The following is a 12,941-nucleotide window of genomic DNA, read 5'->3' on the forward strand; positions in this document are numbered from 1 at the left end:
CCGTGCTCGCCGGCCCGTGCCCGCCGGCCCGTGCCCGCCGGCCCGTGCCCGCCGGCCCGTGCCCGCCGGCCCGTGCCCGCCGGCCCGTGCCCGCCGGCCCGCGCCCGGGGGCGCGTCACGGGATCGTGCGGAGGTCCAGGCTGTTGCGCACGAACGATGACTGGTCGCCGGTGGACCACCACAGGACGCCGGCCCGGTAGGAGATGTTCCCCGCGTCGGGGCTGACCAGGACCAGGTGACGGTTGCTCAGGTCGTGGACGAGCAGCTGCTGGTTCCCGGTCAGGTCGGACTGCGTAGTGGTCTTCGCGATCACCTCGAACCGGTCGAGCACGGCCACGTCCGTGATCGCGGTGGCGACGTTGCCCTCGATCACCTTGCGGCGGGCCGAACCGTCCGGGTGGGCGAGGTCGATCCGCGAATATCCGTCCTGGTTGATCGACACGATCTGACACCAGACGGCGCTGCACGCGGTCACGGTCCGGTCGGCCGACGGTGTGCGGACGGTCGCGTTCGTCTGCAGGTTGAGCAGGGTGGTCGCGCCGCGCGCGGAGTGCTGGCCGTCGGCGGCCCACGGCCACGCGGCCAGCCCCCACGTGCCCTTCTGCTTCGTGACGGTGACCGCGCCGCCGGTCAGCGCCACCGACCGGAACTCGGTCTCGTCCCCGGTGCCGCTCGACACCCAGCGCACTCGGCCGTCGGCGACGAGCAGGTCGTGCTCGGAGTCGTAGAACTGCATCGCCCCCACGTCGGCGGTCAGCATCCGCGCGGTCTTCGGGTCGCGCCGGTCCGCGGACCAGAGCTGCTGCTTGCCGGAGACGCTCTCCACCCAGAAGAGCGTGTCCCCGCTGCTGGTCAGCGCCGCGAACGGGGCGTGGTGCTCGGCCGGGACCTTCCGCAGCTCCAGCAGCTTGCCGTCGCCGTCGCGCACCACCAGGCGCAGCGTCGTCGAATCGGCGCTCTGTGCTGTGCCGATCGAGGTCTTCGCGTCGAGGAACAGGGCGGGCGAATACTCACTGCCGTCCGGAAGCTTCGACGGGACGCTGCCACGGGCCGCGTTCGGCCAGGTGGCGGCGAGGGGGAGCGGCTGCGGCTCGCCCGACTGTGCCGGCGACCCGAAGAGCAGCGCCGCGCCCGCGGCGAGCGCCACCCCGAGACCGATCACCATGCGCGCGAAGCGCCCCCGCCGAGACATCACGCGATGTTAGCTCGCCCCACGCCGCGCAGGTCACGTCGCGCTCTTCCGAAGGCGCAGGTCACGTCGCGCTCTTCCGAAGGCGCAGGTCACGTCGCGCTCTTCCGAAGGCGCAGGTCACGTCGCGCTCTTCCAGAAGGCCCGCCTCGAGCCACGCGCTTGTGACGGCCCGCCTCGAGCCACGCGCTTGGAGAGGCGCATCTCAGGTCACGTGCTCGGGCAGCGAATGTGCGGGATCGCGGAGACCAGTTCCGCGAAGCGCTGCTGATCCTCCGGCGCCAAGGCGACGAGCACATCGGGCAGGCGGGCGTCGACATCCTCGTACACCGCTCGGCCGATTTTGATTCCCTCGGGTGTCGCCTCGAGCGTGACCACCCGCCGGTCCGGCTCGGAGGCGGTGCGGCGGACCAGGCCGCGCGTCTCGATGCGGTCGACCAGCTGGCTCAGGGCGGGCTTGGCCATGCCGAGGATCGCGGCGAGGTCGGCCATCCGGCGCGGGCCTTCGCGGAGGGTGCACAGCAGCTGGGACTGCGCGGGGGTGAGGTCGTGCTCGGCGCAGATCTGGATGTGGCGGCGCTGGATGAGGGCGGCCAGCCCCAGCAGCGTGTCGCCGAATCCTGGTTGCGATGTCACCAGCCCATTCTCCTCCCACTGGCGATGCGGAGCGCCATCCTACTTGCGGACGTTCACGCCATGAACTAACTTCGTTCACGGCATGAACCGTTCACGGGATGAAGGATATGACATGGCCACCGCGTTCGATGCGTACGACCTCGCCGGCACCAAGCTCAGCAACCGCATCGCGATGGCGCCGATGACCCGCAACCGCGCACACGGCCCGGGCCTGAGCCCGACCGAGCTGAACGCGGAGTACTACGCGCAGCGGGCCGGCGCCGGGTTGATCATCACCGAGGGCACCCAGCCGTCGGTCGGCGGCCAGGGCTACGTGTTCACGCCCGGCCTGCACTCCGACGAGCAGATCGAAGGCTGGCGCAAGGTCACCGACGCGGTCCACGCGAAGGGCGGCGTGATCTTCGCCCAGCTCATGCACACCGGCCGGATCGGGCACCCGGACGTGCTCCCCGGCGACCTGCACCCGGTCGCGCCGTCCGCGGTGGCGCCCGCCGGCCAGATCGTCACCGGCACCGGCCCGCAGGACATGGTCGCCCCGAAGGAGCTGACCGAGGCCGAGATCACCCAGATCGTCGCCGACTTCGCCGAGGCCGGGCGCAACGCCGTCGCGGCCGGCTTCGACGGCGTCGAGATCCACGGCGCCAACGGCTACCTCGTCCACCAGTTCCTCTCCAGCAACGCCAACCAGCGCACCGACGACTGGGGCAAGGACATCAAAGGCAAGACCCGATTCGCGTACGAGGTGACCGCCGCCCTCGTCGAGGCCATCGGCGCGAACCGCGTCGGCCTGCGGATCTCGCCCGGAAACGTCTACAACGACATCGCCGAGGAGAACATCGAGGAGCTCTACACCGAGCTGCTCGCCCGGATCGCCCCGCTGAACATCGCCTACCTGCACGTCGCCGAGACGTCCGGGCGCGAGCTGACCACGAAACTGCGCGCCCAGTGGCCGGGCACGTTCGTGCTGAACCCGGGCACGTACCCGAACCCGACCGGCCCGGAGGCGCTCGCCCTGATCGAGGACGGCACCGCTGACCTCGTCTCCTACGGCGCGCTGTTCCTGGCCAACCCGGACCTGCCGGCGCGGCTCGCGGCCGGTGGGCCGTTCAACACGCCGGACATGTCCAAGGCGTACGGCGGCGACCACACCGGTTACACCGACTACCCGGCGCTCTGACCCAGCGGACCCAGGTCGCGCAGGCTCGTCGCGGTCTCCACGATCGTCGCCTCCACGGGGCGGGGCTCCCGGCCCAGCTCCGTGCGGGCGCGATCGTTGTGGACGATCGGGCGCGCCAGGGTCGCTCCGAACCTGCCGCGCAGGATGGCGGCGACCTCGGCGCGAGGTTCCGGCCGGCTCTCGTGGGTGTTGTCCGGTCTTCGTGACGCCCTTGAGAGCCGGCCGGGGGCCGGCGGCGCGCGGGGGCCGGGACGAGCCCGCGGCGCGGGCCCGGGCCGCGGTCAGTCGCCCTTGACGTTGACCAGCTGGCGCAACGTGTGGCGGATCGTGACCAGGTCCTCGGCGTCCCGCATCACCACATCGATCGGCTTGTAGGCCTGCGGGATCTCGTCCAGGAAGGCGTCCGTGTCCCGGTACTCGATGCCCTTCATCGCCTCCCGCAGCTGTTCGCGGGTGAACGTCTTGCGGGCCTTCGAGCGCGAGTAGGCCCGGCCGGCCCCGTGCGGTGACGAGTTCAGTGACGCCGCGTTGCCCTTGCCGACGACCACGTAGGACGCGTCGCCCATCGAGCCGGGGATGAGCCCGGGCACACCGGCCGCCGCGTTGATCGCGCCCTTGCGGGACAACCAGACCTGCTTGCCGTAGTGGGTTTCCTGCTCGGTGTAATTGTGGTGGCACTGGACGCGTTCGACCTCGTGGACCGGGCCGCCGGCGAACTCGGCGAAGCAGGCGACGACGCGGTCCATCATCTCGTCGCGGTTGGTGAGCGCGAAGTCCTGGGCCCAGCGCAGCTCGCGCAGGTAGGCGTCGAACTCGTCGGTGCCTTCCTCCAGGTAGGCCAGGTCCCGGTCGGGCAGTTCGACGCCGCGTTTCTCCTGCAGCGTGCGCGCGACCTGGATGTGGTGGCTCGCGATGCGGTTGCCGACGCCGCGGGAGCCGGAGTGCAGGAACAGCCAGATCGCGCCGTGCTCGTCGGCGCACACCTCGATGAAGTGGTTGCCGCTGCCCAGGGACCCGAGCTGGAGTTTCCAGTTCTTCGCATACTCGGCCGGGTCGAAGTCGGCGGCGGCTTCCAGCCGGGCGACGCGGCGCTGGGCGGAATCGGTCAGCTCGCGGTTGTAGCCGCCGGCTGACAGCGGGATCGCCCGTTCGATCGAGGTGCGCAGCCCGCTGCGGTCGGGCCGCAGGTCCTCCACCTTGTACTGGGTGCGGACGGCGGCCATGCCGCAGCCGATGTCGACGCCGACCGCCGCCGGGATGAGCGCGCCCAGCGTCGGGATGACCGAGCCGACCGTCGCCCCCTTGCCGAGGTGCGCGTCCGGCATCAGCGCGATGTGCGGGTGGATGAAGGGCAGCCGCGAGGCCTTCTCGGCCTGCTCGAGGGTCTCGTCCCCGATGATGCTCGCCCAGTTCATCAGTCGTTCGTTGATCTGCCGCACGTCTGGTTCCTCCCGTGAAATCGCAAGGATCTTTGCACGTACGGCCGGGGCACGTGACCGATTTAAACGGCGCCTGGACACGTGCGCGACCTATGGTGCCACCGGCGAACTGCGTCCCGGCGCCACGATCGAGCGGCCGGGCTGACCCGCCGGTGGCGATCGTGGCGAGCCGGGGCAGCAGCCAGGCGCGACGGCTCACTGCACGCCGGCCGGGGTAAGTGCAGTGAGCGGCGCGTTCACGACCGGGCGGTGCTCCTGTCGCCGGCGATCAGGTACTCGCCGCCGCAGGACTCGGCCAGGGCCGGGCCGAAGAGCGCGGCCGGGGTGTACGCGCCGGGCTCGCCCTTCCCGTCGAGCAACCGGCGGACCACCTCGGCCGGCACCGTGCCCGTCCACGCCTGAGCCTCCCCGACGCGTAGCCAGCCCTCGCGCGCGCGGCCGTCGGCCCACTCGACGACCGCGTGACCCCACGAGTGCTCGCGCGGCGGAGGCGCCGCCTTGAACCGCACCGCGGCCAGCCTCCGCCGCGCGAAGGCGCGGACCGCCCCGAGGTTCAGCAGGGCGGTCGCGGCCGGCAGGACCATGCGGACGAGCGGTGACGCCGGCGCCTCACTGGACGCGGCGACCACGTCGGCGGCGCCACTGGCCCGCTGGGCGGCCATGAGTTCCCCGAGGGGCATGCTCGCCGTGGTGACGGTCGCACCGTCGGGCAGGGTGAGCCGGACCGGTTCGCCACCGAGCGAGGCGGGGACGAGCCGGCCGTCCCGGTAGCGCCGGCCCTGGAACCGGCCGCCGCCCTCGACCCCGGGCAGGCCCTCGACGATCGTGCCGGCGAGCGCGTCGCCGACGGCGCCGGCCTCGACGGCCAGCGACGGGATCATGTCGACCCGGACCCGCCGGGGGGCCGGCTGCCCCTCGCACAGTTTCACCACGATGCTCTCGGTGGCCGTCACGCCGAACCCGGCGCCGGTGACGGCGGTCCGCCCGGCGGCCACGAAATCGGCGCCGCGGCCGAGGGTCGCCGACACCGCGGCGAGGTCGTTGGCCAGGTCGAGGTAGTGGCTGGACGGCAGGCACGCGTCCAGCAGGGGCGCGGCGGTCTCCACGAACGGTCCGATCGTGTTCACCACCACGGCGGGCCGGTTGCGCCGGATCGCGTCCGCCGTCTCGTCCACCGATCGGGCCACCATCGTCGGCAGGTCGTCCGCCGTCGCCGCGAGTCGTGCGGCGTCGCGTCCGACCATGACCGGCCGGATGCCCCGGTCTTGCAGTCCGGTGGCGATGGCCCGCGCGCTGCGACCGGTCCCGCCGAGGATCCACACATCTGTCATGGCACAGCTCCGCCCTGGTGCGGCGAGCATCCCGCTGACGACACGCCGTGTCATCAGCATACGGATGATGACACGACATGTCATCACGCTAGGATTCCGCTATGGCTCGATGGCAACCCGACGCGCGGGAACGGCTGCGGCAGGCGGCCCTCGAACTCTTCGCCGAGCAGGGCTTCGCCGCGACCACGGTCCCGGCGATCACCGCGCGGGCCGGGCTGACGACACGGACGTTCTTCCGGCACTTCGCCGACAAACGCGAGGTGCTCTTCGCCGGCGAGGCCGAGCTGCCGGCGTACGCCGAGCGGCTCATCGCCGAGGCGCCCGCCGGCATCGGCCCGGCCGCGCTCGTCCTGGACGGCCTGCGTGCCGTCGCCCGAGCTCAGTTCGAGGGTCGTAAGGAGGAGATCCGGCAGTGGCGCGCGATCGTCGCCACCGACGCCGGCCTGCGCGAGCGCGGGCTGCAGAAACGGGCCGCGCTGGCCGCCGCGATCGGCGACGGCTTCCGGGCCCGGGGCCTCGACGCGACCCGGGCCGCTCTGCTGGCGGAGACCGCGGTGACTCTGATGTACGTGTCGGTCGCCGCGTGGCTCGAGGCCGGCGACGACCGCAAGCTCGACGCCATCGTCGAGTCCACGTTCGCGACCCTGCGAGCCACGCTCGATACCTGAGCCCCGCCCGGCCGCTCGCCGCGGTCCGGCTTGCAGCGCGGCGCGAGACCCCGGCCGGCCGGCCCGCGCCGTTGTCATTCGACCTCCATGACAACGGCGCGGGCCGGCCGAGACCTCGCACCGCCCGCGTACGGCCTACGCGTACGGGTCGAAGGGGATCCCGGACGGCTTGCCGGCGTTCAGCAGGTACTCGAACGAACCGTCCTTGATCTTGATAGTGGCCGACCCGAAGTCCGCCGCCATCAGCTTGTCCCGCAGGTCGACGCTCGGATAGCCGTTCCAGTCGACCAGCGGCGGGTAGCGCCAGTCGTGGTAGTGGTTCTCCGGCGGCTCGTCATTGCCGTTGGCGAGCCGGAAGAAGTGCGTCGACAGGCCGTCCTTGTGGTAGACGACCTTCGGGTGGCTGCCGTCGAACCGCACCTGCGACCGGGTGTAGGTGACCTGCGAACTGTGCTGGGTGGTCGTCACGTACTCCACCTGGTTCGACGCCTGGTTCACCCAGGAGATCACGTGCTCCCAGTCGTGCCGGTGGCCGCCGAGTCCGCTGCCGGCGACCGCCTGGTCCTTCTCGAAATAGCTGGCGTAGACGATCGCGCACCAGCCGTTGTCGCACTTCGATCGGGCGTACGTCTGGGAGTTGTCGAGGTCGGACCGGTCGCGGCAACTGCCGTTGACCGCGCCGGTGGTCTTGAGACCGGGCGCGATCGTGCCGTCGGGGCTGATCGCCGGGGTGGCGTAACAGCCGTCGGTGTCGTAGTCGTAGGCAGGGGCGAAGGACTGCTCGTACCCGCCGGCGTTCTGCGGCAGGTTGTGCGGCGGGTCGGCGAAGGCCGGGGCGGCCCACGCCAGCAGGAGAAGTGCGGTGAGGCCGGACGCGACCCCGACCCGGGCAGCAGGACGGTAGCGACTCATCGGTCGTCGATCCTTCGTGTCGTCACGCCATGGGGCTGGCGGCTCGCAGTGATCTTCACGCCGGGATAGAGTTCGGTCAATAGCTTCCGGTTCCGGAATCCCGATGCCCGCTACCGTTCGCCGGGCGTTCAGCGGCCGGTCGGCTCCCGGCGACGCAGTGCGCGCAGCGTGCCGGCCGCGCCGGTCGCGCCCAGCGCCCAGGCCACCAGCAGCGGCTGGAACGCCAGCCGGACCGCCCGCTTGGTGTCGGTGTCCAGGCCGAAACCGTCCTTGTGCTCGGCGAACTGCGCGATGTTGCCGGGGAAGACGGCCACGAAGAACGCGGCCGCGGCCGCGCCGACGAGACCCCGGGCCGGCTGCTTCCAGACGCCGAGCAGGGCCGCCCCGAGGCTGATCTCGGCCACGCCGGACGCCAGGACCACCAGGTCCGGGTCGAGCGGCAGCCAGGACGGCACCTGCGCCTGGAACTCCTGACGGGCGACGGTCAGGTGGGAGGTGCCGGCGAAGGCCAGGAAACCGCCTAGCGCGGCCTGGGCGGCGTGCGAGATTCTCATGCATGCCAGGTAACCGTGCCGGGGCGTGACAAAACAGATCCAGTGGGTATAGGGGCCACCGTGAGCACCGATCGGGCTCTTCACGTACTGCTCGTCGACGACGACGAGGCGGACTTCCTCATGGTCGAGGAGGCGCTGGAGACCGCGGCCGTGCCGCCGATCGTGACCCGGGTGACCGACGGGCCGCAGGCGCTCGACTTCCTGCGGCGGCGCGGCTTCTTCGCGCGGGCCAGCCGCCCCGACCTGGTGCTGCTCGACCTCAACCTGCCCCGGATGGACGGCCACCAGGTGCTCACCGCGATCAAGAACGACGACGAGCTGCGCGCCATCCCGGTGGTGGTGCTGTCGACGTCGGTGGCGCCGGAGGACGTTGCGGCGAGTTACCGCGAGCACGCCAGCGCGTTCGTCGCCAAGCCGATGGACTGGATCTCCTTCGTCACCACCGTCCGCACGATCAGCGACTTCTTCCAGACCGCCGCCGCCGTCCCCCCACCCCTGGCCACGGTGCTGCCCTTCCACCCCCGCTCCTGACTCAGGATCAACCCCATGGCGCGTACGCCGTGAGCCCCGCCCGTGGCCGGGGAGTGCCGCGGGCGGGGCTCACGACGTACGGGAAAAGGGGTCAGAGGTTGGTGGCGGGCTCGCCGGTGAGCGTCTCCTCGAGGTTGGTGACCTGAAGGAGCATGCGGACCATGGCGCCCGGGTTGGTGAGGCGGAACGTCTGGCCCCGTGAGTGGGCGGCCTTGCGGGCGGCGACGAAGACGCCCAGGCCGGTGGAGTCGAGGAACGAGACGCGAGTCAGGTCGACCTCGAGGACGGTGAAGCCGGGCGTCTCGACGGCCTGGCGCAGAACCTGGCGCAGGGCGCCGGCGCTGTCCGCGTCGATGTCGCCCTCGGGCACGATGACGACCCGATCGTCGTGCCGCTCGATCGTGCAGCCGAATTCCATGTCTTCTCCCTGTCGCGGCGTCGCGGTGTGCCGCGCCCTTGCCCTGAAACGTTCCGGGCCAAACTTGTCCCCGCTCACACTTGACGGTGATATGGGCACGCCACCAGCGGCGATTAGTACTTTCGGCTGGCAATAACCGATACCTACGGCTAGGGTTCCTGCATCGGTCAAACAGTGTGCCGAGAAATCGTCCGGATGCGCATCAGGGCATCGGGGAGGGTTGCTTGCACGCTGACCGTGAGTGACCTCCCTGCCCGGTGAAGGGGAGACAGTCATGGTCAACACCACGACCGACAATGAGACCGATCTCGCCACTGCGCTGGTGGGAACCCCGCGTGACGACGCCGCCTGGGCCTGGAAGCGCCAGGAGGCGATCACCGCGTGGCTGCCGATGGCCAAGCGCCTGGCCAAGCGGTATTCCAGCCGCGGCGTCGAGATGGAGGACCTGGTCCAGGTCGCCACGATCGGGCTGATCAAGGCGATCGACGGGTTCGAGCCGGACCGCGGGGCCGAGTTCACCGGCTACGCGATCCCGACCATTCTCGGTGAGCTGCGCCGGCACTTCCGGGACCGGATGTGGAACATCCGCGTGCCGCGCCGCCTGCAGGAACTCAACATGGCGATCAACCGGGCCCGCAGCGAGCTGATCCAGACGCTGAACCGGAACCCGACCGTCGCCGACATCGCCGATCACCTGAAGATCAGCGAGGAAGAGGTCATCGAGGGGCTGGAGGGTGCGTACGCGTACCGGCCGGCTTCGCTCTCCACGCCGATCGCGGCCGACGGCGACACGGAGCTCGGCGACACGCTCGGCGCCCGCGACCCCGGGTACGAGGAGGCCGAGGTGCACCTGGCACTCGGCCCGGCACTGGCGACCCTGACCGAGCGGGAGCGCAAGATCGTTACGCTGCGCTTCTACGGCAACCTGACCCAGAGCCAGATCGGGGAGCAGGTCGGGGTGTCGCAGATGCACGTGTCGCGGCTGCTCGCCCAGGCACTGACCAAACTGCGTACGCACCTGGGTCCCGACACTCACTAAAGTCCGGCCGTCGCCGGACGATGGTTGCCGACGTGCCCGACATCCGCGAAGTGCTCGACCGGCGCCTGGTCACGCCCCTCTTCCAGCCCCTGGTCGACCTGACCTTCGGCCGTGTTCTCGGGTTCGAGGCGCTGAGCCGGGGCCCGGCCGGCACCCCGCTGGAGACGCCGTCGGCACTGTTCGCGGCGGCCCGGGCGGCCGGGCGGCAAGACGAGCTCGACTGGGTGTGCCGGGCCGCGGCGTACCGGGCGGCACTGGCCGCCGGGTTCGGGCCCGAGCTCAACCTGTTCGTCAACATGGAACCGACCGCCTGGCGGGCCGCCTGCCCACCCGACCTCCTGCCGGTCGTGCGGCAGGCCCGGCACCGGCTGCGGGTGATCACCGAGATGACCGAGCGGGTGATCGCCCACGACCCGGCGGCGCTGCTCGCGGCGACCGCGAGCTGCCGGGAGAGCGGCTGGGGGGTCGCGCTCGACGACGTCGGGGCCGACCCGATGTCCCTCGCGCTGATGCCGTTCGTGCACCCGGACGTGGTGAAGCTCGACATGCAGCTGCTCCGGTCGCCGGACGACCCGGAGACCGCCCGGGTGGTCGCCGCGGTCGCCGCGTACGCCGAGTCCAGTGGCGCGATCGTGCTGGCCGAGGGCATCGAGACGGCCGAGCAGGTGGACGTGGCGCGCAGCATGGGCGCGACCGTGGGACAGGGCTTCTGGTTCGGCCCGCCCGCGGACCTGCCGGCCGACCTGCCGTTCGCGATCCCGCTGCCGTTCGTGCCCGGGACGACCGGGGACACGCGGACGCCGTTCCAGGTGATCGCGGCGGAACGGCCGGTCACGCGTACGTCGAAAGCGCAGTTGACGTCCATGAGCCGGCATCTCGAAGCGCTCGCCGGTGACGGGCCGGAACCACCGGTGCTGCTCGCCTGCTTCCCGGACGCGTGCCACTTCACCCCGGCGACCGCGGCCCGGCTCACCCGGATCGCGGCGCACAGCCCGTTCGTCGCCGCGGTCGGCGCCGGGCTCAGCGACGAACCGGCCCCGGGCGTGCGGGGCGCCCACCTCGACGGCGCCGACAGCATGCACGGCGAATGGAACGTGATCGTGGTCGGCCCGCACCGGGCGGCCGCTCTCGTCGCCCGCGACCTGGGCGACGACGGTCCGGACGGCGACCGCCGGTTCGACTTCGCGCTCACCCACGACCGGCGGCTGGTCGTCGCCGCGGCCCGATCACTGCTGCGCTGCCTGGCACCTGTCGCTGTCCTGACCGGGCGGGGCTAGTCTTCACCTCGACAGCGGCGATCGGGAGGGGGACGTGATGACCCGCACGACCCCGGATCTGCAGCTCGGCGATCACCTGTGCGTGATCGTCGGCAGTGACGAGGAGAAAGCCGCGGCCCTCGCCGGTTACGTCCGTGACGGTCTGCGCGACAACCACCGCATCCTCTACTACGGCGACCCGGCCGAGCTGCTCGACCCGGAGTGGGCCGCCGCGCTCGCCGCGGGTCAGCTGCAGGTCACCCCGCCCGAGCGGTCCTACCTGGCCTCCGGTCGCTTCGATCCGGAGGCGACGATCGCCGGCTGGGAGCAGGCGTGCGCCGACGCGCGGGCGTCCGGGCACGACGGGCTGCGCGTCGCCGGGGACATGTCCTGGGCGGCGCGGCCGGTGCCCGGCGCCGAGCGCCTGCCGTGGTATGAGGCGCAGGTCAACCGGGTCTTCGCCGGTGGTTACTCGATGGCCGTCTGCTTCTACGACCGGCGGCTGTTCACGGCCGCGCAGCTGCGCGGGTTCGCCTGCGCGCACCCCACGCCGCGGTTACGGATGATCCGCACCGAGGATCCGGCCGGGCTGCGGGTGCAGGGCGAGACCGATGCGACCAGTCGCGCGGCGCTGCGCGCGGTGGTGGAGAATCTGGCCGATGATCTGCCATGCGACGAGACTCTGGTGATCGACGTGTCCCGTCTGCGTTTCGCGGATGCCTCGGCCGCACGGACCCTGCTGCACCCGGCGGCCGTGGCCGGGCGCCGCACCCGCTTGGTCGGCTGCTCGCCCGGGTTGCGCCGGTTGCTGGCGTTCCACGGGGCGGATGACCTTCCCGGTCTCACGGTGGAGACCGGCGCTGTTCTCACGGTGGAGTCCCGCGCGTGACGGACCATCCAGCGATGCTCTACCGGGACGTCGAGGACTATCTGCGAGGCGTCACCGCCTTCGCGCGGGCGGCGGTCGCGGCCGGCGAGCCGGTGCTGGCCGCGGTGCCCGACAAGAACCTCGCCGCGCTGCAGGACGCGCTGTCTGACCTCGGTGACGCCGTTCGCTACGTCGACATGACGGTCGCCGGGCGCAACCCCGGGCGGATCATCCCCGGCACGCTGCTCCCGTTCGCCGCCGCGCACCCCGGCCGGCGGATCGCGGTGATCCAGGAAGCGCTGTGGTCCGGGCGGAGCCCGATCGAGCAGACCGCCTGCATGCAGCACGACGCACTGGTCAGCTCGGTGGTCACCGGGGCGGTGCTCTGCCCGTACGACAGTGCCGCTCTTCCGGCGGCGTGGGTGCGGGACACGTACCGTACGCACCCGGTGGTGATCATGGACGGGGAGTCCCGGGCGAACGAGCTCTACACCCCGGCCGCCCGGTTCGACGTGCCGCTGCCCCCGGTGCCCGACACCGCGGCCACGATCGCCTTCACCACCGTCGCCGACCTGGCCGCCGTCCGCGGTTTCACCAGCCGGTTCGCCGGCCGGGCCGGGCTGTCCGAGATCAGCGCCGAGGACCTGATCGTCGCCGTCAACGAACTCGCCGAGAACACGATCGTGCACAGCCCGGCCGGCGGGGTCGTCGCGATCTGGGCCGAGCCGCCGGTGCTGGTCTGCCAGGTCGACGACCGGGGGTTCGTCGCCGACCCCCTGGCCGGGCGGATCCCGCCGTCGGCGACCAGCGAGGGCGGGCGAGGCCTGCTGCTGGCGAACCAGTTGTGCGACCTCGTCCGCATCTACACCCGCCCCGGCGGCACCAGCATCCGCCTGCACATGGAGCTGGCCGACTAGCCCTCG

General features: G+C 71.7%; 14 protein-coding genes. 7 read left to right on the forward strand and 7 right to left on the reverse strand.

The window, feature by feature from the left end:
- Positions 1-115: 115 nt before the first annotated feature.
- Positions 116-1,192 carry a hypothetical protein gene (locus tag ACH442_RS14960; RefSeq protein ID WP_396338547.1) on the reverse strand — a complete coding sequence of 359 codons (1,077 nt, stop codon included), beginning with the start codon at positions 1,190-1,192 and terminating at the stop codon, positions 116-118.
- A gap of 207 nt (positions 1,193-1,399) precedes the next feature.
- Complete coding sequence (locus ACH442_RS14965) at positions 1,400-1,825, reverse strand: MarR family winged helix-turn-helix transcriptional regulator (RefSeq protein WP_396338548.1); 426 nt, start codon at positions 1,823-1,825, stop codon at positions 1,400-1,402.
- 112 nt (positions 1,826-1,937) lie between these two features.
- Between ACH442_RS14965 and ACH442_RS14970 the strand changes: the two genes are divergently transcribed.
- Positions 1,938-3,002 (forward strand): alkene reductase, encoded by a 1,065-nt coding sequence (locus tag ACH442_RS14970; RefSeq protein ID WP_396338549.1) that lies wholly within the window; start codon positions 1,938-1,940, stop codon positions 3,000-3,002.
- 281 nt (positions 3,003-3,283) lie between these two features.
- On the opposite strand, the gene ACH442_RS14975 is transcribed toward ACH442_RS14970, so the two are convergent.
- Both ACH442_RS14975 and ACH442_RS14980 read right to left on the reverse strand, forming a co-directional pair.
- A complete protein-coding gene (locus ACH442_RS14975; RefSeq protein WP_396338550.1) occupies positions 3,284-4,441 on the reverse strand; it encodes an RtcB family protein in 1,158 nt (385 codons plus the stop codon).
- A gap of 236 nt (positions 4,442-4,677) precedes the next feature.
- Positions 4,678-5,772, reverse strand: coding sequence for a hypothetical protein (locus ACH442_RS14980; protein WP_396338551.1), 1,095 nt, complete (start codon positions 5,770-5,772; stop codon positions 4,678-4,680).
- Positions 5,773-5,873: 101 nt separating this feature from the next.
- Here ACH442_RS14980 and ACH442_RS14985 point away from each other — a divergent pair, with 101 nt between their 5' ends.
- Complete coding sequence (locus ACH442_RS14985; RefSeq protein WP_396338552.1) at positions 5,874-6,440, forward strand: TetR/AcrR family transcriptional regulator; 567 nt, start codon at positions 5,874-5,876, stop codon at positions 6,438-6,440.
- 135 nt (positions 6,441-6,575) lie between these two features.
- On the opposite strand, the gene ACH442_RS14990 is transcribed toward ACH442_RS14985, so the two are convergent.
- The gene (locus tag ACH442_RS14990) at positions 6,576-7,352 is read right to left on the reverse strand and encodes an NPP1 family protein (protein WP_396338553.1); all 777 of its coding nucleotides are present in this window, start codon (positions 7,350-7,352) and stop codon (positions 6,576-6,578) included.
- A gap of 128 nt (positions 7,353-7,480) precedes the next feature.
- Entirely contained in the window at positions 7,481-7,906 is a 426-nt protein-coding gene (locus tag ACH442_RS14995; protein ID WP_396338554.1) for a hypothetical protein, read from the reverse strand.
- 60 nt (positions 7,907-7,966) lie between these two features.
- On the opposite strand from ACH442_RS14995, the gene ACH442_RS15000 reads away from it, so the two are divergent.
- A complete protein-coding gene (locus ACH442_RS15000; RefSeq protein WP_396338555.1) occupies positions 7,967-8,437 on the forward strand; it encodes a response regulator in 471 nt (156 codons plus the stop codon).
- 91 nt (positions 8,438-8,528) lie between these two features.
- On the opposite strand, the gene ACH442_RS15005 is transcribed toward ACH442_RS15000, so the two are convergent.
- Positions 8,529-8,855, reverse strand: a complete 327-nt coding sequence (locus ACH442_RS15005) for an STAS domain-containing protein (RefSeq protein ID WP_396338556.1) — start codon at positions 8,853-8,855, stop codon at positions 8,529-8,531.
- A 274-nt stretch (positions 8,856-9,129) separates the two neighbouring features.
- Between ACH442_RS15005 and ACH442_RS15010 the strand changes: the two genes are divergently transcribed.
- The 4 genes from ACH442_RS15010 to ACH442_RS15025 are packed head-to-tail and all read left to right on the forward strand — an operon-like array spanning position 9,130 to position 12,935.
- Entirely contained in the window at positions 9,130-9,894 is a 765-nt protein-coding gene (locus tag ACH442_RS15010; RefSeq protein WP_396338557.1) for a SigB/SigF/SigG family RNA polymerase sigma factor, read from the forward strand.
- 32 nt (positions 9,895-9,926) lie between these two features.
- A complete protein-coding gene (locus tag ACH442_RS15015; protein WP_396338558.1) occupies positions 9,927-11,171 on the forward strand; it encodes an EAL domain-containing protein in 1,245 nt (414 codons plus the stop codon).
- Positions 11,172-11,208: 37 nt separating this feature from the next.
- Positions 11,209-12,039, forward strand: coding sequence for an MEDS domain-containing protein (locus ACH442_RS15020; protein ID WP_396338559.1), 831 nt, complete (start codon positions 11,209-11,211; stop codon positions 12,037-12,039).
- Complete coding sequence (locus ACH442_RS15025; protein ID WP_396338560.1) at positions 12,036-12,935, forward strand: anti-sigma factor RsbA family regulatory protein; 900 nt, start codon at positions 12,036-12,038, stop codon at positions 12,933-12,935. Before ACH442_RS15020 ends, ACH442_RS15025 begins: the two co-directional genes overlap by 4 nt.
- Positions 12,936-12,941 lie beyond the last annotated feature (6 nt).

This window comes from Actinoplanes sp. NPDC020271 (genome assembly GCF_044388125.1).
In the GTDB taxonomy this organism is placed as follows: Bacteria; Actinomycetota; Actinomycetes; order Mycobacteriales; family Micromonosporaceae; genus Actinoplanes.

Excerpts from the sequence above, each read along its gene's own strand:
- ACH442_RS15005 (WP_396338556.1), bottom strand. The coding sequence starts at position 8,855 with ATGGAATTCGGCTGCACGATCGAGCGGCACGACGATCGGGTCGTCATC.
- ACH442_RS14980 (WP_396338551.1), bottom strand. The coding sequence starts at position 5,772 with ATGACAGATGTGTGGATCCTCGGCGGGACCGGTCGCAGCGCGCGGGCC.
- ACH442_RS14970 (WP_396338549.1), top strand. The coding sequence starts at position 1,938 with ATGGCCACCGCGTTCGATGCGTACGACCTCGCCGGCACCAAGCTCAGC.
- ACH442_RS14990 (WP_396338553.1), bottom strand. The coding sequence starts at position 7,352 with ATGAGTCGCTACCGTCCTGCTGCCCGGGTCGGGGTCGCGTCCGGCCTC.
- ACH442_RS14995 (WP_396338554.1), bottom strand. The coding sequence starts at position 7,906 with ATGAGAATCTCGCACGCCGCCCAGGCCGCGCTAGGCGGTTTCCTGGCC.
- ACH442_RS15020 (WP_396338559.1), top strand. The coding sequence starts at position 11,209 with ATGACCCGCACGACCCCGGATCTGCAGCTCGGCGATCACCTGTGCGTG.
- ACH442_RS14960 (WP_396338547.1), bottom strand. The coding sequence starts at position 1,192 with ATGTCTCGGCGGGGGCGCTTCGCGCGCATGGTGATCGGTCTCGGGGTG.
- ACH442_RS14985 (WP_396338552.1), top strand. The coding sequence starts at position 5,874 with ATGGCTCGATGGCAACCCGACGCGCGGGAACGGCTGCGGCAGGCGGCC.
- ACH442_RS15010 (WP_396338557.1), top strand. The coding sequence starts at position 9,130 with ATGGTCAACACCACGACCGACAATGAGACCGATCTCGCCACTGCGCTG.